Source organism: Marinobacter sp. C1S70, assembly GCF_000475355.1.
Taxonomy (GTDB): domain Bacteria; phylum Pseudomonadota; class Gammaproteobacteria; order Pseudomonadales; family Oleiphilaceae; genus Marinobacter; species Marinobacter nauticus.
This window is the reverse complement of the sequence record NZ_AXBW01000012.1, coordinates 25,899-47,277: the sequence shown is the minus strand read 5'-3', so window position 1 is coordinate 47,277 and position 21,379 is coordinate 25,899. Positions and strand designations below refer to the sequence as shown.

16 protein-coding genes are annotated in these 21,379 nt (G+C 57.3%); 12 read left to right on the top strand and 4 right to left on the bottom strand.

Going from position 1 to position 21,379, the window contains the following annotated elements; translation table 11 throughout:
- Positions 1-8: 8 nt before the first annotated feature.
- A complete protein-coding gene (gene aceE / locus Q669_RS03700; RefSeq protein WP_022991300.1) occupies positions 9-2,672 on the bottom strand; it encodes a pyruvate dehydrogenase (acetyl-transferring), homodimeric type in 2,664 nt (887 codons plus the stop codon).
- Positions 2,673-3,336: 664 nt separating this feature from the next.
- Here aceE and Q669_RS03695 point away from each other — a divergent pair.
- The gene (locus tag Q669_RS03695; RefSeq protein ID WP_022991299.1) at positions 3,337-4,719 is read left to right on the top strand and encodes a KamA family radical SAM protein; all 1,383 of its coding nucleotides are present in this window, start codon (positions 3,337-3,339) and stop codon (positions 4,717-4,719) included.
- Between the two features lie 64 nt (positions 4,720-4,783).
- On the opposite strand, the gene trxA is transcribed toward Q669_RS03695, so the two are convergent.
- Entirely contained in the window at positions 4,784-5,647 is an 864-nt protein-coding gene (gene trxA, locus Q669_RS03690; RefSeq protein WP_022991298.1) for a thioredoxin, read from the bottom strand.
- Between the two features lie 138 nt (positions 5,648-5,785).
- Between trxA and lon the strand changes: the two genes are divergently transcribed.
- Positions 5,786-8,236 (top strand): endopeptidase La, encoded by a 2,451-nt coding sequence (lon, locus tag Q669_RS03685; protein ID WP_022991297.1) that lies wholly within the window; start codon positions 5,786-5,788, stop codon positions 8,234-8,236.
- A 47-nt stretch (positions 8,237-8,283) separates the two neighbouring features.
- Here the strand turns inward: lon and Q669_RS03680 are convergent, their stop codons facing one another.
- Positions 8,284-8,808 carry a MarR family winged helix-turn-helix transcriptional regulator gene (locus Q669_RS03680; protein WP_011786745.1) on the bottom strand — a complete coding sequence of 175 codons (525 nt, stop codon included), beginning with the start codon at positions 8,806-8,808 and terminating at the stop codon, positions 8,284-8,286.
- A gap of 175 nt (positions 8,809-8,983) precedes the next feature.
- On the opposite strand from Q669_RS03680, the gene Q669_RS03675 reads away from it, so the two are divergent.
- From Q669_RS03675 to Q669_RS03630, 10 genes are all read left to right on the top strand, one after another.
- Complete coding sequence (locus Q669_RS03675) at positions 8,984-9,895, top strand: TPR end-of-group domain-containing protein (RefSeq protein WP_022991295.1); 912 nt, start codon at positions 8,984-8,986, stop codon at positions 9,893-9,895.
- A 163-nt stretch (positions 9,896-10,058) separates the two neighbouring features.
- The gene (locus Q669_RS03670; protein WP_022991294.1) at positions 10,059-11,171 is read left to right on the top strand and encodes a branched-chain amino acid ABC transporter substrate-binding protein; all 1,113 of its coding nucleotides are present in this window, start codon (positions 10,059-10,061) and stop codon (positions 11,169-11,171) included.
- 162 nt (positions 11,172-11,333) lie between these two features.
- Positions 11,334-12,257: a high-affinity branched-chain amino acid ABC transporter permease LivH gene (gene livH, locus Q669_RS03665; RefSeq protein ID WP_014422583.1), complete on the top strand. Its 924-nt coding sequence runs from the start codon at positions 11,334-11,336 to the stop codon at positions 12,255-12,257.
- Positions 12,257-13,528 (top strand): high-affinity branched-chain amino acid ABC transporter permease LivM, encoded by a 1,272-nt coding sequence (locus Q669_RS03660; RefSeq protein ID WP_022991293.1) that lies wholly within the window; start codon positions 12,257-12,259, stop codon positions 13,526-13,528. The genes livH and Q669_RS03660 overlap by 1 nt, the downstream gene beginning before the upstream one ends.
- 5 nt (positions 13,529-13,533) lie before the next feature.
- The gene (gene livG, locus Q669_RS03655) at positions 13,534-14,289 is read left to right on the top strand and encodes a high-affinity branched-chain amino acid ABC transporter ATP-binding protein LivG (protein ID WP_022991292.1); all 756 of its coding nucleotides are present in this window, start codon (positions 13,534-13,536) and stop codon (positions 14,287-14,289) included.
- Positions 14,290-14,298: 9 nt separating this feature from the next.
- On the top strand, positions 14,299-15,000 hold the full coding sequence (locus Q669_RS03650; protein ID WP_011786751.1) for an ABC transporter ATP-binding protein: 702 nt from the start codon (positions 14,299-14,301) through the stop codon (positions 14,998-15,000).
- A gap of 140 nt (positions 15,001-15,140) precedes the next feature.
- Positions 15,141-15,449 carry a TRL-like family protein gene (locus Q669_RS03645; protein WP_022991291.1) on the top strand — a complete coding sequence of 103 codons (309 nt, stop codon included), beginning with the start codon at positions 15,141-15,143 and terminating at the stop codon, positions 15,447-15,449.
- A 276-nt stretch (positions 15,450-15,725) separates the two neighbouring features.
- A complete protein-coding gene (locus Q669_RS03640) occupies positions 15,726-16,190 on the top strand; it encodes a DUF3015 domain-containing protein (protein ID WP_011786753.1) in 465 nt (154 codons plus the stop codon).
- Positions 16,191-16,269: 79 nt separating this feature from the next.
- Complete coding sequence (locus tag Q669_RS03635) at positions 16,270-18,138, top strand: DUF4105 domain-containing protein (protein ID WP_022991289.1); 1,869 nt, start codon at positions 16,270-16,272, stop codon at positions 18,136-18,138.
- Positions 18,108-18,983: an alpha/beta hydrolase gene (locus Q669_RS03630; RefSeq protein ID WP_022991288.1), complete on the top strand. Its 876-nt coding sequence runs from the start codon at positions 18,108-18,110 to the stop codon at positions 18,981-18,983. The genes Q669_RS03635 and Q669_RS03630 overlap by 31 nt, the downstream gene beginning before the upstream one ends.
- Before the next feature lie 213 nt (positions 18,984-19,196).
- On the opposite strand, the gene pnp is transcribed toward Q669_RS03630, so the two are convergent.
- On the bottom strand, positions 19,197-21,311 hold the full coding sequence (gene pnp, locus Q669_RS03625; RefSeq protein ID WP_227501053.1) for a polyribonucleotide nucleotidyltransferase: 2,115 nt from the start codon (positions 21,309-21,311) through the stop codon (positions 19,197-19,199).
- Positions 21,312-21,379: the final 68 nt, after the last annotated feature.

The window sequence follows — 21,379 nt, the reverse complement described above, 5'->3', positions numbered from 1 at the left end:
CGGTCTCCTTAGCTCAGCACCGGGTTCGGTTTGTTGCGATCGATTCCGTACTTGCGCATGGCTTCGAGAACCTGCTCCTGTTTGATCTCACCATCTTTAGCCAGGGCGGCCAGTGCAGTCACCGCCACATAGTAACGATCCACCTCGAAGAAATTACGGAGCTTCTCACGGGTATCGCTGCGGCCGAAACCGTCGGTGCCCAGGGTCATGTAGGTTTTCGGGATGAATGCCCGCAACTGCTCGGAGTGCAGTTTGATGTAGTCGGTAGACGACACCACCGGCCCCTGGGCTTTCTCCAGGCACTGGGTGACGTAAGCCTTGCGCGGCTTGTCATCCGGGTGCAGGTGGTTCCAGCGCTCCACATGCTGGCCATCACGGGCCAGTTCGTTGAAGCTGGTGACACTCCAGACATCCGAGGCCACACCCCAGTCGTCCTTCAGCATCTGCGCCGCGGCACGGACTTCGTTCATGATCGCGCCGGAGCCCAGCAGCTGAACCCGCGGGCTCTTCTTGCGGCCCTTGGTTTCCACCGACTCGAACTTGTACATACCCTTGATGATGCCGTCTTCAGAGTCTTTCGGCATCGCCGGCTGTTCGTAGTTCTCGTTTTCGATGGTCAGGTAGTAGTAGACGTTCTGGTTGTCTTCGAACATCTCCTTCATACCGTGACGGATCACCACGGCCATTTCGTAGCCGTAGGCCGGGTCATAGGCCTTACAGTTGGGAATGGTGTTGGCCAGAATGTGGCTGTGGCCGTCCTGGTGCTGCAGGCCTTCGCCGTTCAGGGTCGTCCGGCCGGCGGTACCGCCGATCAGGAAGCCTCGGGCCTGCATGTCGCCGGAAGCCCAGGCCAGGTCGCCCACGCGCTGGAAGCCGAACATGGAATAGAACACGTAGAACGGAATCAGCGGGAAGCTGTTAGTGCTGTAAGACGTAGCCGCCGCCATCCAGGTGGACATGGCACCGTCTTCGTTGATGCCTTCCTGCAGGATCTGGCCCTTCTTGTCCTCCCGGTAGTACATGATCTGGTCACGGTCCTGGGGCACGTATTTCTGGCCTTCCGCCGTGTAGATACCCAACTGACGGAACATGCCTTCCATACCGAAAGTACGGGCTTCGTCCGGCACGATAGGCACCACGCGCTTGCCGATGCGCTTGTCTTTGACCAGGGCACTCAGAATGCGGACAAAGGCCATGGTAGTGGAGATCTCACGGCCGTCAGACCCTTCCAGCACCTGCTTGAAGATATCCAGTTCGGGGATCTGCAGCGGCTGGCAATCCTTGTTGCGCTTGGGATAGAAACCACCTAGCTCCTGCCGGCGCTTCTTCATATAGACCAGCTCCGGGCTGTCCGGCGCCGGACGGTAATAAGGTACATCTTCCAGTTCTTCGTCTTTCAGCGGCACACCGAAACGATCCCGGAATGCTTTCAGGGTGTCGATGTCCAGCTTCTTCAAAGAGTGTGCCGTGTTCTGGGCTTCACCCGCCGCACCAAAACCATAGCCCTTGATGGTGTGGGCCAGAATCACGGTGGGCTTGCCGTTGGCCTGGTTCACAGCCTTGTGATAAGCCGCGTAGACCTTGTAAGGGTCGTGGCCGCCGCGGTTCAGTTTGCTGATATCCTCGTCCGACAGATTTTCCGCCAGCTTGGCCAGCTCCGGATGCTTGCCGAAGAATTCCTTGCGGGTATAGGCCGGGCCTTTGAACGTCAGGTTCTGAAGTTCGCCATCGCAAAGCTCGTCCATGGCCCGTTGCATCACGCCGTCTTCGTCTTTGTCGAACAGCGGATCCCACATGCGGCCCCAGACCACCTTGATAACGTTCCAACCAGCGCCACGGAACACACCTTCCAGCTCCTGTACGATCTTGCCGTTACCCCGAACCGGGCCATCCAGGCGCTGCAGGTTGCAGTTGACCACCCAGATCAGGTTATCCAGTTTCTCGCGGCCCGCCTTGGAGATGGAGCCCAGAGTTTCCGGTTCGTCGCACTCGCCGTCACCGACAAACGCCCACACTTTGCGGCCGTCCATGTCGATCAGCTCGCGACTGTGCAGGTACTTCATTACGTGGGCCTGGTAGATGGACTGAATTGGCCCAAGTCCCATGGAAACCGTCGGGAACTGCCAGTAATCCGGCATCAGCCAGGGGTGTGGATAAGAAGACAGGCCTTCGCCATCGACTTCTTCGCGATACTTGTCCAGTTGCTCTTCGCTGAAGCGACCTTCCAGGAAGGAACGGGCATAGATGCCCGGCGACGCGTGGCCCTGGAAATACACCAGGTCTGAAGCACGGTCCTCACCACCGCCATGAAAGAAATAGTTGAAGCCCACATCGTACAGAGTGGCTGCTGAGGAGAAAGTGGAAATGTGGCCACCAAGGTCACCCGGGCGCTTGTTGGCACGCACCACCATGGCCATGGCGTTCCATCGAATCAACGAGCGAATGCGACGTTCCATGAACAGATCGCCCGGCATGCGAGATTCCTGGGTCACAGGGATGCTGTTACGGAATGGCGTGGTTATGGAATAAGGCAGTTCAGTGCCATCGCGGCTGGCTCGCTCGGAAAGCCGTTCAAGAATGTATTTGGCACGGTCTACGCCTTCGTTCTCGATCAGAGATTCCAGCGCATCCAGCCATTCACTGGTTTCAATGGGATCATCATCCTGGTACATCAAACCCTCCCCTTGGCATCAAAAGGTGCAACGCCGGCCACGATCAGCGACCAAAGACGGTGCGAAGTCGATAAGCTGCGATGGTATGCAGTATTTTTTTGTGGAAACGTCAGCTTGTAAGAAAGGCTGAGCTGCGTGATTGACCTCTCTCAAGCATAGAACAGCTTTCTCATTTTTCCTGCCGCGCGAACGGTTATCGGTATGGCTTTTGGCACGGACCGATTGCGCGGAGAATGGTTCTGCCAGCCCTGACTATCCAGCAGAAGCAAAACTTTCGTTCTTTTACTACAAAATGACACTAAGAAACAAACAAACACCTGTTTGAATGGCAGATAGCCGCCATTTATTTAGATTACTTACGCAATAATGGCGATATTCCGATCACGAAACAACCGATCTCCGACCAAGGTCGAACCCTCTCCCAGCTCTCATTTACATCAACACACTAAGAATAATCTAAAACTGTCGTTCACGACTTTTCGCATCCTTTAACGACAAATAGGCGCTAATACCGACTGAACGACCGAAAACCCTCGCCCGGACCTCCGTTTTATTAATTAGACCTGAAAATAAATTATGATTTATGTATACTTGCCTGCCCGTTTTTTAACCAGTGAAGGAGGCACACCTCCTTTTGTCTTTGGCTCACAACAGAGGGCGATCCATGAACTCCATCGTCACCTTTCCGAACCGAATTCCGGTTCAGGAATTCGAGGAGCGCCGGTTCAAGGTTTTTACCGACCGCCAGCTCGACAAGATTGAGGCGATCCAGAATCTCCCCGAGGAAACCCTGTTTGAAATGAAAGTGGTGGCCAGCGTGCTGCCCTTCCGGGTTAACGAATATGTGATCAACGAACTGATCAACTGGGACAAGGTGCCCAACGACCCGATCTATCAGCTGGTCTTTCCACAGAAAGGCATGCTCAAGGACGAACACTACGAGCGCATGGCGCAACTGCACCGGGAAGGCGCCGACAAGAAAGACATTCAGGCCGCTGCCAAGGAAATCCGCGACGCACTGAACCCGCACCCGGCCGGGCAGATGGAAATGAACATGCCGGAACTGGACGGAGAGGTGCTGGACGGCGTGCAGCACAAGTACCGCGAAACCGTGCTGTTCTTCCCGTCCCAGGGCCAGACCTGCCACAGCTACTGCACCTTCTGTTTCCGCTGGGCGCAGTTTGTCGGTGACAAGGACCTGAAGATGGCCAGCACCGACGCCGAGAAACTGCACGGCTATCTGCAGGAGCACACCGAAGTGACCGACCTGCTGGTCACCGGCGGCGACCCGATGGTAATGAAGACCAAAAACCTGGTGCAGTACCTGGAACCGCTGCTGCAGCCAGAGTTCGATCATATCCAGACCATCCGCATCGGCACCAAGGCCCTGACTTTCTGGCCCTATCGCTTCGTGACCGACAAGGACGCCGACGAACTGATCGAACTGTTCGCCAGGCTGGTTGATGGCGGCAAACACGTGGCCATCATGGCCCATTACAACCACTGGCAGGAGATCACCACCGACATCGCGGAAGAGGCCATCCGCCGCATTCGCGCCACCGGTGCCGAGATCCGCGCCCAGGGCCCGCTGATCAAGCATGTGAACGACGATGCCGATGCCTGGGCCAAGCTGTGGAAGAAAGAAGTGAAGCTGGGCATCATCCCCTACTACATGTTTGTAGAACGGGATACCGGTGCCAAGAACTACTTCGAGGTCCCCCTGGCCGAGGCTTATCACATCTATCGTGAGGCCATGAAGCAGGTCAGCGGCCTGGCCCGCACTGCCCGCGGCCCCAGCATGAGCGCCGGTCCCGGCAAGGTGGAGATCCAGGGCATCACCGAAATCAATGGCGAGAAGGTCTTCGTACTGCGCTTCCTGCAAGGCCGCAACCCGGATTGGGTGCAGCGACCGTTCTTCGCCAAGTACAGCGAAACGGCCACCTGGCTGCATGAGCTCGAGCCCGCATTCGGAGAAGAGAAGTTCTTCTTTGAGGATGAGTTTGAGGCGATGAAGAAGGGGAATGGCTGGCCGCTCAGCCTGCACTAACCAAAAAGGCCGGAGGATTACCCTTCCGGCCTTTTATTTCCAGTCAGATAAACAAACATACCGTTCAATGCATTAACGTATACAGCTTCCTACGATACGTGCGCACATCCGGATTGTTGTTGCCCAGTTTCTCAAACAACTCCACCAATGTGGTTTTGGCGACGCCGTCCTTGTAGGTGCTATCGGCCTGCATCAGCCGGATCAGCAAATCCATGGCTTCCGCGTTTTTATCCTGCAAAACCATGTGCAGGGACAACTGATGCAGGGCCTCAGGATCTTTCGGGTTGGCCTCAAGTTTTGCCTCCAACTCCGCCTGCGCGGGCAGTTCACCCGACAGCTTGAGGAACTTCACCCTCGCCGCCAGCTGTTTGGCTTTATGCTGCATTTTTTCTTCCGGCGGCAGGCTGTTGAGCACCTGCTCCGCGGTATCCAGATCGCCCTGCTCGGCCTTCAACTGGGCCAGATCAATCAGCACATCCAGGTTTTCCGGGTCTTTCTGGTTCAGCTCCGTGAGGATGGCCAGAGCTCCGTCCACATCACCGGCTTCCCAAAGAGCGTGGGCTTTCTCGTAAGGATCTTCCGCCGGGGCTTCGATGTGCTTTTCCAGAATCTTGCGGATTTCGCTCTCGGGCAAGGCGCCATTAAAACCATCCACAGCCTGGCCATTCTTCACCAGAATGATGGTCGGCAGACTGCGCACCCCCAGGGAGGCCGTCAGCTCCTGCTGCTCGTCGGCATTCACCTTGGCCAACTGGAAGTTACCCTGATATTCCTCCGCCAGCTTTTGCAGAATCGGCATCAGCTGTTTGCAGGGCGCGCACCACTCCGCCCATACATCCACCAGAATCGGCGTGGTAGCAGAGGCTTCCATCACTTTCTGCTGAAAGTTGTCGGCGGTGGCATCAAAGATATGCGGCGAATTGCTCATATGTCGGGAACCTGAACCAGAATGAATGAAATTGTCTGAAGATATGGAGCCAGCGGCGGAAAAATCAAGCCAGCTTGAAAACCCGGCTTTTGTCGTTACATAGGTCTTTAACCACTCACGCCTTGAGAGCAATCCGGTATGAATGACGAGAACCGCAAAGACTCCCTGGAAGAATTTGAAGAAGACGTGACCGAATACATCGGCAAAGACGAAAACAGCAAGAGCCTGGCGCTGCCACAGCAGGTTATGCCGCAGCGCATGTATATTCTGCCGGTCTCCAACCGGCCGTTCTTTCCTGCTCAGGTACAGCCAGTCATGGTCAACCAGGACCCCTGGCAGGAAACCCTGAAGCGGGTTGGTGAAACCGATCATCGGGTTCTGGGCATCTGCTTTGTCGAGAATCCAGAAGCCGAAAACGGCATTCCGGAGAGTGAAGACCTTGAGACCATGGGCTGCGCCGTGCGCGTGCATCAAGCCCAGAATGAGAGTGGCAAGGTTCAGTTCATTGCCCAGGGTCTGCAACGGTTCAGAATTGTCCAGTGGCTTCGCCGTCGCCCACCTTATCTGGTGGAAGTTGAATACCCACAGGAGCCCGAAGAACCGGCCGACGAACTCAAGGCCTACACCCTGGCCATCATCAGCGCCATCAAGGAACTGCTGCGCACCAACCCGCTTTATGGCGAAGAAGTGAAGCAATATCTGTCCCGCTTCGGGCCCGATGACAGCTCACCCCTTGCGGACTTCGGCGCATCCATGACCAGCGCTCCGGGTCGCGAACTGCAGGATGTTCTCGATACCGTGCCCCTGCTCCGGCGCATGGAAAAAGTACTGCTGCTGATGCGCAAGGAGCAGGAGGTCGCCCGCCTGCAATCCGAGATCAACGAGGAAGTAAACGAGAAGGTGCAGAAGCACCAGCGGGAGTTTTTCCTGCGCGAGCAGTTGAAAGTGATCCAGCGGGAGCTGGGCATTGCCAAGGATGACAAGACGGCGGACGTGGAACGCTTCGAAGAGCGAATGGCCAAACTGAATCCGCCGGAAGCTGTGCAGGAGCGATTCAAGGATGAAATCCAGAAACTGCAGGTGCTGGAACAGGGCTCACCGGAATACGGGGTAACCCGCAACTATCTGGACTGGATTACCCAGGTGCCCTGGGGCGTGCATTCACAGGATCATTTTGATCTGGCCGAAGCCCGCAAGATTCTGGACCGGGACCATGACGGCCTGGACGATGTAAAGGACCGGATCATTGAATTTCTGGCTGAAGGCACGTTCAAGGGCGAAGTGAGCGGCTCCATACTGCTGCTGGTCGGCCCGCCCGGGGTCGGTAAAACCTCTATCGGCCATTCGGTGGCGGATGCCCTGGGCCGGGAGTTCTACCGTTTCAGCGTGGGCGGCATGCGGGATGAAGCCGAAATCAAGGGACACCGTCGCACCTACATCGGCGCCATGCCCGGAAAGTTCGTACAGGCCCTGAAAGACAGCAAAGTGGCCAACCCGGTGATCATGCTCGACGAGATCGACAAGATCGGCAGCTCTTACCAGGGCGACCCGGCCTCAGCCTTGCTGGAAACCTTGGACCCGGAACAGAACAGGGAGTTCCTGGATCACTACCTGGATGTGCGCATGGACCTCTCGAAAGTGCTCTTCATCTGTACCGCCAACCAGTTGGACACGATCCCCCGGCCGCTGCTGGACCGGATGGACGTGATCCGCCTGTCCGGCTACATCGGCGAAGAAAAACTGGCCATTGCCAAACATTACCTGGTACCTCGCCTGCTCAAACGGGCGGGCCTGCTGAAGAAGCAGCTGAACATCAGCGACGCTGCCATTCGCCAGGTGATTGAGGGCTACGCCCGGGAAGCCGGCGTGCGGAATCTGGAGAAGCTGCTGCACAAGATTGTCCGCAAGGGCATCGTGCGCCTGCTGGAAAACCCGGATGACCCGGTTCGAGTGGGTGTTGGCGATCTGACCGACTATCTCGGCCAGCCGGCATTCAAGAAGGAGAAATCCCTGAAAGGCACCGGCGTGGTGACGGGCCTGGCCTGGACCGCCATGGGCGGCGCCACTCTCAGCATTGAGGCCTCACGCATTCACAGCAGCCAGCGGGGCTTCAAGCTCACCGGGCAACTGGGAGATGTGATGAAGGAATCGGCCGAGATCGCCTACAGCTTCGTGTCCTCTAACCTCAAGCGGTTCAAGGGTGACCCGACTTTCTTCGACAAATCCTTTGTCCACCTGCACGTGCCCGAGGGCGCAACGCCAAAAGACGGGCCGAGCGCCGGCATCACCATGGCCACCGCCCTGTTGTCCATTGCCCGCAAGGAAGCGCCGCAACAGAACCTGGCCATGACCGGGGAACTGACGTTAACCGGGCAGGTCTTGCCGGTGGGCGGTATTCGGGAAAAGGTGATTGCCGCACGCCGGCAGAAGATCAACAACCTGATCCTGCCGGAAGCGAATCGCGGGGATTACGAGGAACTTCCCGATTACCTGAAAGAAGGTATCTCTGTGAACTTTGCCAAACACTACAACGATGTGTTTCAGGTGTGTTTTGGCAGCAAGCCGAAGCAGGGATCAAGCGTTCATTAATGAACTGCTGAGGCCGGCCCTCGATCAGGGCCGGTCTCAAAACCAGGTCAGGGCTTTTCTTTCCAGCCGTCGTCTTTCAGAACCGAGCCAACGGTCAGCACCGGTGAAGCATCAATATCATCGGCATCCATCATGTTGGCCACGCGCTGCAACGAGGCCAGAATCATGGTCTGCTCCCACTCCGCCAGGCTCTGAAACTTCTGGATGAAGTCCTCCTGCAGAGGGTTGGGCGCACGAGCCAGAATCTCAGCACCTTCCTCCGTGAGATGGGCGTGAACCTTGCGCTTGTCTCTCGTGCTGCGAACCCGGTACACCAGCTTGCGATGCTCCAGTCTGTCGAGAATGGTGGTCACCGTGGCCTGGCTGAGACTCACGTTCTCGGCAATCGTGCCGATCGTAACCTCACCCAGATCCCGGATAGTGCGCATGATCAGCAACTGGGGGCCGGTAAGCCCGGCGTGCTTGCTGAGTCGCTTGGAATGAAGATCCGTGGCCCGGATTACCCGGCGCAATGCCACCAAAACCTGCTCATAGCTGTTCACATCCGTCCCCCGGAAGAGATTTCTGACCATTATTTATACCACTAATTATTAGAGGTCTTTGCACCAAGGATTGCAAGTGTGCAGTTTTACTAGCTTGCTTTCTTGTTGGCATTACCCTCTTCGGTGGGCAATGCAGCATTATTTCTGCCAGCCACTATGCTAAGGTCAGCAATCGCCTCAATTCACTGACTGATGGATCTGGTTAATGATCAGGTATTACCTCATGTTCGCCCTCGCGCTCACTTTTGTCGGCCAGGCTAATGCCCAGCAACAACAACTCGGCCCGGAAGAAGAGCTGACCGCGGAAGACGTAGAGGAAAGCACACGAACCCTGGAAAAACCCATGTATACCCCGTTTGTGGAGCTTTACCTGCTGGAGGAGACCAAGGCACTGCGCCAGGAAATGCAGAACACCCGGGCGGAACTGATCGAGAAAGTGGTGGACAAGGAACTGTCCGTGGCCGACAAAACCATGTCCTACGCCACCGACACGGTGACTTACTTTTTCTACCTGATCGCCGGCGCCACCTCCATTCTGGTGGTGATTGGCTGGAACTCCATCCGCGACATGCGCAACCAGCTGACCAGCCTGGCCGAGAAACGGGTAAACGAACTGGTGGTGGAATATGAACAGCGCCTGAAGGCCATTGAAGAACAACTGCAGCAGAAGTCCGAGATCATCCATCAGAACCAGGCCGAGATTGAGCGCACCAACGAAGTGCACGCGCTCTGGTTGAAGGCAAGCCAGGAAACCTCGCAGCAGAACAAGATCGCCGCCTACGACCAGATTCTGGACCTGCGCCCGGACGATGTTGAGGCATTGAGCTATAAAGCCGACGCCGTACTCGAAATGCAGGAGCCCCTCTGGGCCATCAGTTTGTGCCAGCGCGCACTGAAACTGGCACCAGACAATGGCCACGCACACTACCAGTTGGCGTGCGCCTATGCCGAGATTGGCCGCTGGGAAGATGCCGTCAGCAATCTGGAAAAAGCCATTGAGATCTCGGAAGCCTATCGGGACGACGCATCGGTTGACCCGAGCTTCGAACACCTGCACGATCACGAAAGTTTCAGGAATCTTGTCTTTCAAAATAAGGACGACAGCACGGACGCGTGACACTGCTCAGGACGGCACGGCGCTTGCTAATTCTTTCCCGATAGCTGCGCCGTGTTCCAGAGCAGACACCCTGGCCTGATTTGCTTGACAAGCAACAGACTGTGGTGCTTGTTTAAGTCTCTGAGAACATAAGAATAACCCTGACACAAACAGGAAAAACACGATGAAAACCTCCGTAAAGAAACTCGCTACCGCTGTAGGCGCGTCCGTTGCTCTGATGGCTGCCGGCCAGGCCGCCGCTGAAATCAAAGTTGGTATCGCCGGCCCGATGACCGGCCCCGTTGCCCAGTACGGTGACATGCAGTTCTCTGGTGCCCGCATGGCCATCGAGCAGATTAACGCTGCCGGTGGTGTTATGGGCGAAGACCTGGTGGCCGTTGAAGTGGACGACGTGTGCGACCCGAAGCAGGCCGTTACCGTTGCCAACCGGCTGGTCAATGAAGGTGTTCGCTACGTGGTGGGCCACCTGTGTTCGAGCTCTACCCAGCCGGCGTCTGACATCTATGAAGACGAAGGTATTCTGATGATCACGCCGGCCTCCACCAGCCCGGAAATCACCGAGCGCGGCTACGAACTGGTGTTCCGCACCATCGGCCTGGACAGCATGCAGGGGCCGGTTGCCGGCAACTACATTGCCAGCCAGAGCCCCGAGCGCGTGGCCATCGTGCACGACAAGCAGCAGTACGGTGAAGGTATTGCCACCGCCGTGCGCGATACCCTGCAGGATGCCGGCATCGAAATCGCCATGTTTGAGGGCATTACCGCCGGTGACAAGGACTTCTCCTCCCTTGTCACCAAAATCAAGCAAGCTGATGTCGATTACGTGTACTACGGCGGTTACCACCCTGAGCTGGGCCTGATCCTCCGCCAGGCACGCCAGTCTGACGTAGATGCCAAGTTCATGGGCCCGGAAGGCGTCGGTAACAAAGACATTAACACCATCGCCGGCGAAGCCGCTGAAGGCCTGCTGGTTACCCTGCCCCCCAGCTTCGACCAGAAAGAGGAAAACCAGGAGCTGATCGCCGCCTTTGATGCCAAAGGTGAAGATCCCTCCGGCCCCTTCGTACTCACCTCCTATGCCGCCGTGCAGTTGATTGCGGAAGGCATTGAAGCCGCCGATTCGAAAGATCCGTTCGATGTGGCCCAGGCTCTTCGTGCCGGAAGCTTCGAGACCCCCATCGGCACTGTTCAGTACGACAAAGCCGGCGACATGAAGTCGTTCGAGTTTGTGGTGTACGAATGGCATTCAGACGGCAGCAAAACTCCGGTAAACTGAGCCCAAATCGTTAACTAACGGTAATAATGAGAGCACCTTCCCACCGCGATCCGGGGGAAGGTGTTTTTCTGGGCTCCTGCAGACCCTCACTGCATCCGCACCGGCGACACCGGTGATCGGTCGCAGCCAGGCGAGGGAGCGGGCTTTCGGAGTTCCACAAACATGCAAGACCTCCTGTATTTTTTTCAACAGCTCATTAACGGGCTGACGATCGGGAGCACCTACGCCCTGATCGCCATCGGCTACACGATGGTTTACGGCATCATCGGCATGATTAACTTTGCCCATGGCGAGGTTTACATGATCGGTGCCTACACCGCGCTGATCGCCATAACGGGCCTGGCCACCCTCGGTATCGCCTGGTTACCCCTGGTACTGATCGTTGCGCTTATATGCGCGGTGATTGTCTCCAGCTCCATGGGATGGGCCGTGGAACGAGTGGCCTATCGGCCGGTACGCGGGCGTCACCGCCTGATTCCACTGATCTCCGCCATCGGCATGTCCATCTTCCTGCAGAATTATGTCCACCTCGCCCAGGGCTCCCGCAACATCGGCTTCCCGGCATTGATTGAAGGTGGTTTCCAGTTCGGCTCCGAAGATACCTTCCCGATGTCCATCTCCTACATTCAGATCACCATCTTTATCACCACCCTGATCTGTATGACGGCTCTTTCCCTGTTCATCTCCCGCTCCCGTATCGGCAGGGCCTGTCGCGCGGTCTCGCAGGATCTGGGCATGGCGAACCTGCTGGGCATCGACACCAACCGCATCATTTCAGCCACCTTCGTGATTGGTGCCGCGCTCGCTGCCGTCGCCGGTCTGCTGCTGGGTATGTATTACGGTTCAGTAGATCCGCTCTTCGGCTTTATTGCCGGCCTGAAAGCCTTCACCGCAGCTGTTCTTGGCGGTATTGGCAGCATTCCCGGCGCCATGCTGGGCGGCCTCATCCTCGGCGTTGCCGAGAGCATGACCTCGGGCTATCTGAGTGGTGAATACAAAGATGTGGTGTCGTTCAGCCTGCTCATTCTGATTCTGCTGTTCAAACCCACCGGACTGCTGGGCAAACCGGAGGTTGAGAAGATCTGATGGCTGCCAACAATTTTCGACACGCGCTCTTCTGCGCGATCATCACACTGATCATTTCCTACCCGATCATCGGCTTCAACCTGGAAGCTCAGGGCATCAGCGTGACCCTGACCGGCGCCGATACCAGCACAGTAATCCTCGTGTTGCTGGCCGCGGTGATCGTGTTCCTGTTCCAGTTGTTCCGGGATCAGATCATGGGCGGGCTCAAGAGCATCCCAAGCCCGCTGCCCAAAACCCAGAAGGAGCCGATGGCCGAGAACAAAAGGGCCAAAATCGAATCCTGGGTACTCACCGGCATTGTCGTTCTGGCCCTGTTCTGGCCCTTCTTCGTTTCCCGAGGTGCGGTGGATCTGGCCACTCTGGTCCTGATCTATGTCATGCTCGCGCTGGGACTGAACGTCGTGGTCGGCCTGGCCGGCCTGCTGGATCTTGGCTACGTGGCGTTCTACGCGGTTGGCGCCTACACCTTTGCCCTGTTGTCCCAATACGCCGGTATTTCCTTCTGGATGGCACTGCCTATCGGGGCTTGCCTGGCGGCCTTGTTTGGCCTGGTTCTGGGCTTCCCCGTGCTCCGGTTACGAGGGGACTACCTAGCCATCGTCACACTCGGCTTCGGTGAAATCATCCGGATTCTGCTCAATAACTGGACGGCCGTCACCGGCGGCCCCAACGGCATTGGCGGCATTCCCGACCCTACCCTGTTCGGCATGGAATTCGGCCGTAGGGTGCGCGAAGAAGGCAACACCTCCTTCCATGAGACCTTCGGTATCGCCTACAGCAGCGAGCACAAGGTGATATTTCTTTACCTGATTGCTCTGGTCCTGGCCGTGATCACAGCCCTGATCATCCGCCGGTTCATGCGCATGCCCGTTGGCCGTGCCTGGGAAGCCCTGCGGGAAGACGAGATTGCAGCCCGCTCCCTGGGCCTGAGCCGTACCGCGGTGAAACTCTCCGCCTTTACCATTGGCGCTTTCTTTGCCGGGTTTGCCGGCACGGTGTTTGCCTCCAAGCAGGGCTTTATCAGCCCGGAGTCGTTTGTGTTCCTTGAGTCTGCCATCATCCTGGCGATCGTGGTACTCGGCGGCATGGGCTCGCAGCTGGGCGTCGTGCTTGCCGCCATTGCCGTGACCATCCTGCCGGAACTGGCCCGGGAGTTTTCCGACTACCGGATGCTGGTGTTCGGTGCCGCCATGGTGCTGATGATGGTCTGGCGGCCACAGGGGCTGATGCCCATGCGCCGCATTCATATTGAACTCAGACGCCAGGAGTGACAGACATGCTAGATGTACAGAATCTGTCCATGCGCTTCGGCGGCCTGCTGGCAGTCGACCAGGTAAGCCTGGATGTGCAGGAACACGAAATTGTCTCCATCATCGGCCCCAACGGGGCCGGCAAAACCACGGTCTTCAACTGCATCAGTGGTTTTTACAAGCCCACGGGCGGGAAAATCCTGTTTGAGGGCAATGAAGTCCAGGGTAAACCGGACTACAAGATTTCCCGACTGGGCATGGTGCGCACGTTTCAGCACGTGCGTCTGTTCGGCCAGATGACCGTGGTGGAAAACCTGCTGGTAGCCCAGCATCGCCACCTGAACACCAACCTGATCTCCGGCCTGGTCAAGACACCGGACTACCGGGACCGGGAACGCAAGTCCCTGGACCGCGCCGCCTACTGGCTGGACCGGGTGGGCCTGCTGGAACTCGCCAACCGGGAAGCCGGCAACCTGGCCTATGGCCAGCAGCGCCGGCTGGAAATTGCCCGCTGCATGGTGACCGAACCGAAACTGCTGATGCTGGACGAACCAGCCGCAGGCCTGAACCCGGCGGAAACCAAAGACCTCAACCAGCTGATTGTCAGCCTGAAAGAGGACTACAACGTTTCCGTATTGCTGATTGAGCACGATATGAGCCTGGTTATGGACATCTCAGACCGGATTACCGTCATCAACCAGGGCCGCCCCCTGGCTGCCGGCACCCCGGACGAAGTTCGCCAGAACGACGATGTGATCAAAGCCTATCTGGGCGAGGCCTGAGGAGACACCATGCTGGTACTGGAAGACGTACATACCCACTATGGCAAAATCGAGGCCCTGCACGGCGTGTCCGTGGAAGTGAAGAAGGGAGAGATTGTGTCACTGATCGGCGCCAACGGCGCCGGCAAAACCACGCTGCTGATGACCGTCTGCGGCAGCCCGCAGGCCAGCTCAGGGCGGGTGATTCTGGAAGGCCGCGACATTACCAATGAAGCCACCTCCAACATTATGCGTTCCGGCATTGCCATTGTGCCCGAAGGCCGCCGGGTGTTTCCCGGGCTGACGGTGGAAGAGAACCTGCACATGGGCGGTTTCTTCAACACCAAATCGGAAATCCGTAAAAGCCAGGATCACGTGTACGAGCTGTTCCCGCGCCTGAAAGAGCGGGAGCACCAGCGTGCCGGCACCATGTCAGGCGGTGAACAACAGATGCTGGCGATCGGCCGGGCGCTGATGAGCAAACCACGGATGATCATTCTGGACGAACCGTCACTGGGGCTGGCACCGATCATCATTCAGCAGATCTTCGAGATCATCGGCCAGCTGAGAGAGGAAGGGATTACGGTGTTCCTGGTGGAGCAGAACGCTCACCAGGCCCTGAGCCTGGCAGACCGGGGCTATGTGCTGGAAACCGGTCGTATCCGCCTGCACGACACCGGCAAGAACCTGCTGGCCAACCCGGAAGTGAGGGATGCCTACCTTGGTGGTTGACGGAAATATCTTTGCTTTCACAACTACCTGATAAATCAGAGCGTTACAACATTCCAAACTCCGAACGATTGGATTACAATCCGACGCGGAGTTTGTAACTCTGTTCGTACTAAATCGAAATAGCAAAAAGGACTTCAGTTTTGAAAAAAATCATGTCAACAGCAGTACTCGCCGCTTCCATGACCATGGCCGGTTGTGCAACCTCTGTACCCGTAGGTGGCCTGTTCACTGACATCCAACTCCCGGTTGCGGCTACTGCCAACGCTCAAGGATCGAAAGTCGGTACCGCTAAATGCCAGAGCATCCTTGCTCTGATCGCTCAAGGTGACTGCAGCATCGAAGCAGCAAAAGCTGACGGCAACATCACCTCCGTTACTCATATTGACTGGAAAGCGAACAACATTCTGGGCATTATCGGTAACTATGAACTGACTGTTCACGGTAACTGATTACCTTGAGTGCTACCGGAGCTTTGTGCTCCGGTTTGCTTCCACAGGGTCCGAAATAGACTTTTTAGCCAAGAAATTCCCCTCCTCGGTCTTTACCTGCTTCATCATCAAGCTTGAATCACTCCAAGCGCTTGACTCCTTTTCAATCCTAGGTTTTGATCTATACTCAAACTGACGGTCTCTAACCCTAATCAGATACTGGCCGTTGTCTTGCAGCCAGGGAATCAGACAGCTGCAGGGTATGCGACAAAGCAAAACCACAGAAAGGAGTGGATAATGAAAAAACTGATCGCAGGTGCAATTCTTCTTGGTGCTTCCTCCATGGCTTTCGCCCAGCCCGGCTGTGGCGTGGGAGCCATGATCTGGAAGGGGCAGTCCGGCATTGCGCCACATGTACTGGCCGCGACCACCAACGGAACCTTCGGTAACCAGACCTTTGGTATGACCACCGGCACTCTGGGCTGTCAGACCAACCAGTCTGTTCAATCCATGGCCATGTACATGGACAGCAACATCGACAAGGTTGCCCGCGACATGTCCCGCGGTTCCGGTGAAAACCTGGACACTCTGGCAGTCCTGCTGGGTGTAGAAGAAACCGACCGTGATACCTTCCGCAAAGTACTGCAAGACAACTTTGCTTCCATTTTCCCCAACGCTGATACCACCTCAGGTGAAGCCGTAGACGCCATCGTGGCCCTGCTGGAGCAGAACGACGCTCTGAGCAAATACGTAGCCGCCTGATCACTGGCGACAATGGAACAGAATGGCGCCATGGACGGCGCACAAACCCCAGAGCCACTAATCCGGAAACACCAACTCCATGGGCTTTACCCTCCGTATCGGGCAGGCCGTTTTATGGCTTGCATGCAGTACTGCCTGGGCACAGGCAGAATCCGTTAAACTGCCAGACAACCTTCATCACAATCCAACCTGGCTGACCCTCGGCCATTATCATCAGGACAAGTTCGGTTCCGATTACACCAGCCAGGCCGATGACCCGGCGTTCTTTCTGAGTGACAACGGCAAGACATCGCCCAGAGCCGAGCTGGAAGCCACCCTGGAGGCCATACAACAACCCGGAGGTGGTGATAGCCACGCCCGCTGTCGATTCCCGGCCCGGGATGCCTGGCTGAGAGAGCAACTGGATTTGCCGGACACACCGGTCAACTGCCCCGCTTTCGAGGAATGGGCAGGCACACTGAATACCGAGAAAGTCACCCTGGTGTTTGCCGCGTCCTATCTGAATAGCCCCTCATCCATGTTCGGCCACACCTTCTTGCGGCTCGATCCCCCCCAGGATGACGAAGAAACCGATCTGCTGCTTGCCAACACCATTTCCTACGCAGCCGATGCCGCCGAACATGACAGCGAGTTGTTGTTTGCCTATCGAGGGATTTTCGGCGGCTATCCGGGCATCACCTCCATCAAGCCCTATTACGAAATGATCCGGCTGTACAACGACATCGAACACCGGGATCTCTGGGAGTACACCCTGAATCTCGACCAACAGGAGGTCGACACCCTGCTGGCCCACACCTGGGAAATTCAGGACAAGAACTTCGACTATTACTTCTTCGACGAAAACTGCGCATACCGCCTGCTGGCCCTGATCGACGCCGCCCGCCCGGGCACCGACCTTCTGAGCGAAGTAAGCACTCACGCCATCCCGTCTGACACCGTCCGCTGGGTAAGGGATGCCGGGCTGCTTGACAGCATCCATTACCGCCCGTCTGCTGCTACATCTGTAGCCCATAGCCTGGATAGCCTGCCCTCAGACCACCAGACAATCGCCGCTGCCTTAGCCAATGGCTACGTGGCAGTGAACGACCCGGAAGTTCTCGAGCTGGCTAAAGACGACCGCGCCCAGATCCTGGATGCCACTTACGATTACGTCCGCTACCAGAGCGAAGCCGAAGGCTGGCCCCGGGAACACGCGGCACCGCTGTCTCATCAACTACTGGTCGCCCGCAGCCAGATTGATGATGCAGAAGAGCTTCCAGACGTGCCTGAACCAGAGATCCGCGATGATCAGGGGCATGACACCTTTCGCCTGAGCCTCGGTTCCGGCCAGCAGGCCCACAGCGAATTCACGCAGTTGACCATCCGGCCGGCCTACCACGACGTACTGGATCCGCCCGCCGGTTACCGTACCGGTGCACAACTTCAGTTCCTGCGTCTGGACGCCAGGCTCTACCACAAAAACGACGAACTCCAGGTGGAACAGATCACCGGCGTGGAAATACGCTCCCTGAGCCCCCGGAACCAGTTCTTTGCACCGATCTCCTGGCAAGTTGGTTTTGGCGGCCGCCGCACGGACACCGGCGATGACCGCGTTCTGGCGCCCTATCTCGAAGGCGGAGCCGGCGGCAGCTGGAGCCTGGCCCAGAACACACAGGCCTTCGCCATTGCCACGGCCGATGTAGAAATCGACGATGACATCAAACGTGGCTACGACTTCGCCCCGGGTGCAGACCTTGGCCTGCTGCACCAGAACAACCGCTTCAGCCTGCTGACCGGCGTAAAAACCAAAGCCTGGATCGTCAACAGCCAACACCGGCAAGACCAGTTTTACGCCGAAGCCAACTGGCACATTGGCCGGGAATTCAGCCTATTCGCCAAATTCACCCGGGAAGACCACTACGACAGGTACCAAAGCACATGGCAAGCCGGCCTACACGCCTACTTCTGAGCGCCAGAACGACCATCGTCACACTGCTGGCCATCGCCGCGGTGCTGCAAACAGGCTGCAGCAGCGTATTCTTCTATCCGGACAACGCCACCTACATTACCCCCGACCGGCTTAACCTGGATTTTGAGGACGTCTACCTCGACACCGCCGACGGCGAAACCCTCCACGGCTGGTGGCTCCCTGCCCTCACCGACGAACCAGCCAAGGGCACCATCTACTACCTGCACGGCAACGCCCAGAACGTCAGCGCCCACATCCTCAACGTTGCCTGGCTGCCGGAAAAGGGCTACAACGTGTTCACCCTCGATTATCGGGGCTACGGCCAGTCTACCGGCGCCCCGGACATCGAAGGCGCCCTGCACGACGCAGAAACCGGCCTGCGCTGGCTGACCCATCAGGAACACACTGAAGACCGTCCGCTGTACCTGCTCGGCCAGAGCCTCGGTGGCGCTCTGAGCATCGCGCTCGCCAGCGAATGGACCCAGCGCAACGAACAACCCACCCTGGACGGCATCATCCTCGACGGCACCTTCTCCGGCTTTCGCTACATCGCCCGGGAAAAACTCGACCTTTTCTGGCTCACCTGGCCATTCCAGTACCCACTGAGCTGGACCATCCCGAATGACTACGAGGGCACAGACCGCATCGCCGGCGTGTCACCAGTGCCAGTAATGATTATCCACAGCGTTCGAGATGGCATTATTCCGTTTGAGCACGGTGTCCGGTTGTATGAGGCGGCGGAGCAGCCCAAGGAGTTCTTGCAGACCGATACGCCCCATGCGGCGACGTTTGTGATTCCGGCATACAGGGAGGCAGTACTGGAATTCATGGAAAAAGGCCTTTAGAGGCAAGCACAAGGTCTAGCGCAGCGGTTGTGGGAAGCCTTTCCAAAAGTCTTGAGGGCCATGGACGGCCCGAAAGAAGCGCACATGGATGTGCTCGTAGCGTCTTTTGGAAAGGCTTCCCACAACCGCTGCAGGCACTAAAACTACAAGGCCCATAAACGAAAAAACCCGCCAGGCTTGAAGCCTGGCGGGTTTTTCTAACCAAGAATCATCTTAGTCAGCGAAGTCAGTCGGCTGCTCGCCTTCTTTGACTTCCTTCATGGACAGCTTGACGCGACCACGGTTGTCCACATCCAGCACCTTGACCAGAACTTCCTGACCTTCGCTCAGCTCGTCAGTGACGTTCTCGATACGGCGCTCGGAGATCTGGGAAATGTGCACCAGACCATCCTTGCCAGGCAGGATGTTAACAAAGGCACCGAAGTCCACAATCCGCTCAACGCGGCCCTTGTAGATAGCGCCCACTTCGATCTCGGCAGTGATTTCCTTGACCCGGTTTACAGCAGCCTGAGCGGCGGCGGCGTCAGCGGCGTAGATTTTCACGTTGCCGTCGTCATCCAGGTCGATGGAAGCACCGGTCTCGTCACAGATACCACGGATGGTCGCGCCACCCTTACCGATAACATCACGGATCTTGTCCGGATGGATCTTGATGGTGGTGATGCTCGGAGCGCGCTCAGACAGCTCGGCGCGGGGCTCGGCGATCACTTTGTTCATCTCGTCCAGGATGTGCAGACGCGCAGCGTTGGCCTGCTCCAGGGCGATTTCCATGATTTCGTCGGTAATACCCTGGATTTTGATATCCATCTGCAGCGCAGTAACGCCGTCTTTGGTACCGGCAACCTTGAAATCCATGTCACCCAGGTGATCTTCGTCACCCAGGATGTCAGTCAGGACCGCGAACTTGTCGCCTTCCTTGACCAGCCCCATGGCGATACCGGCCACCGGAGCCTTCAGGGGCACACCGGCGTCCATCAGAGCCAGGGAAGAACCACACACGGAAGCCATGGAACTGGAACCGTTGGATTCAGTGATCTCGGATACCGCACGGATGGCATACGGGAATTCTTCGATGGTCGGCATAACCGCGGCTACACCACGCTTGGCCAGGCGACCGTGACCGATTTCACGACGGCCCGGGGAGCCCATACGGCCCGCTTCACCTACGGAGTACGGAGGGAAGTTGTAGTGGAACAGGAACGGGTCTTTGCGCTCACCTTCCAGGGCATCGATGATCTGCACGTCACGGGTGGTACCCAGGGTGGCAGTTACAATGGCCTGGGTCTCGCCACGGGTGAACAGGGCGGAACCGTGAACGGACGGCAGCACGCCAACTTCCACCTTGATCGGGCGAACGGTCTTGTTGTCACGACCATCGATACGCGGCTTGCCTTCGATAACCTGCAGACGAACCACAGACTTCTCGACCTTGCCGAAGTACTTCTTCACTTCCTCTTCGGAAGGCTGGCCTTCCTCTTCTCCGGCCAGTTTTTCAACGGCGGCAGATTTGATCTCGCCCAGACGCTCGTAACGGGCCATCTTGTCGCGAATGGCATAGGCTTCTTCGATAGCACCACCGAATTCGGCCTTGATGGCGTTCAGCAGCTCGGTGTTCTCTGCCTCAGGCTGCCATTCCCAGCGCGGCTTGCCATTCTCGGCAGCAAATTCCTTGATGGCAGTGATCGCAGTCTGCATTTCCTGGTGGCCGAACAGCACGGCGCCCAGCATCTGGTCTTCTGTCAGGCCTTTGGCCTCGGACTCAACCATCAGCACCGCTTCGTCGGTACCGGCCACAACCATGTCCAGCAGGGAAGTGCTGAGCTCTTCGAAGGTCGGGTTCAGGAAGTAGCCTTTCTCATTGGTGTAACCCACACGGGCAGCACCAATCGGGCCGTCGAACGGGATACCGGAGATGGCCAGGGCTGCAGAAGCAGCAATCATGGCAGCGATATCCGGATCGTGGTTCTTGCTGGCCGACATAACCGTCAGCACAACCTGAACTTCGTTCATGTACCCGTTCGGGAACAGCGGGCGAATCGGACGGTCGATCAGGCGGGAAGTCAGCGTCTCTTTCTCGGACGGACGACCTTCACGCTTGAAAAAGCCGCCCGGAATTTTACCGGCGGCGTAGGTTTTTTCCTGGTAGTTCACAGTCAGGGGGAAGAAGCCCTGGCCCGGCTTGGGCTCTTTGGCGCCAACAACGGTGCCCAGAACGGCAGTGTCGCCGGTGCTTACCAGTACCGCGCCGGTTGCCTGACGGGCAATACGACCGGTTTCCAGGGTGAAGGTTTCCCCACCCATTTCAAATGTCTTGATACGTGGTTGCAGTTCCACAATAAACTCCTGCATTTTCAGCGGTTTTGATTCTGGCCAATGACCCATTCATTCGCCATTTT

Excerpts from the sequence above, each read along its gene's own strand:
- Q669_RS03640 (WP_011786753.1), top strand. The coding sequence starts at position 15,726 with ATGAAAAAACTGATCGCAGGTGCAATTCTTCTTGGTGCTTCCTCCATG.
- livG (WP_022991292.1), top strand. The coding sequence starts at position 13,534 with ATGCTAGATGTACAGAATCTGTCCATGCGCTTCGGCGGCCTGCTGGCA.
- aceE (WP_022991300.1), bottom strand. The coding sequence starts at position 2,672 with ATGTACCAGGATGATGATCCCATTGAAACCAGTGAATGGCTGGATGCG.
- trxA (WP_022991298.1), bottom strand. The coding sequence starts at position 5,647 with ATGAGCAATTCGCCGCATATCTTTGATGCCACCGCCGACAACTTTCAG.
- lon (WP_022991297.1), top strand. The coding sequence starts at position 5,786 with ATGAATGACGAGAACCGCAAAGACTCCCTGGAAGAATTTGAAGAAGAC.
- Q669_RS03675 (WP_022991295.1), top strand. The coding sequence starts at position 8,984 with ATGATCAGGTATTACCTCATGTTCGCCCTCGCGCTCACTTTTGTCGGC.
- Q669_RS03630 (WP_022991288.1), top strand. The coding sequence starts at position 18,108 with ATGGCAAGCCGGCCTACACGCCTACTTCTGAGCGCCAGAACGACCATC.
- Q669_RS03670 (WP_022991294.1), top strand. The coding sequence starts at position 10,059 with ATGAAAACCTCCGTAAAGAAACTCGCTACCGCTGTAGGCGCGTCCGTT.
- Q669_RS03635 (WP_022991289.1), top strand. The coding sequence starts at position 16,270 with ATGGGCTTTACCCTCCGTATCGGGCAGGCCGTTTTATGGCTTGCATGC.
- Q669_RS03680 (WP_011786745.1), bottom strand. The coding sequence starts at position 8,808 with ATGGTCAGAAATCTCTTCCGGGGGACGGATGTGAACAGCTATGAGCAG.
- Q669_RS03695 (WP_022991299.1), top strand. The coding sequence starts at position 3,337 with ATGAACTCCATCGTCACCTTTCCGAACCGAATTCCGGTTCAGGAATTC.
- Q669_RS03650 (WP_011786751.1), top strand. The coding sequence starts at position 14,299 with ATGCTGGTACTGGAAGACGTACATACCCACTATGGCAAAATCGAGGCC.
- Q669_RS03660 (WP_022991293.1), top strand. The coding sequence starts at position 12,257 with ATGGCTGCCAACAATTTTCGACACGCGCTCTTCTGCGCGATCATCACA.
- livH (WP_014422583.1), top strand. The coding sequence starts at position 11,334 with ATGCAAGACCTCCTGTATTTTTTTCAACAGCTCATTAACGGGCTGACG.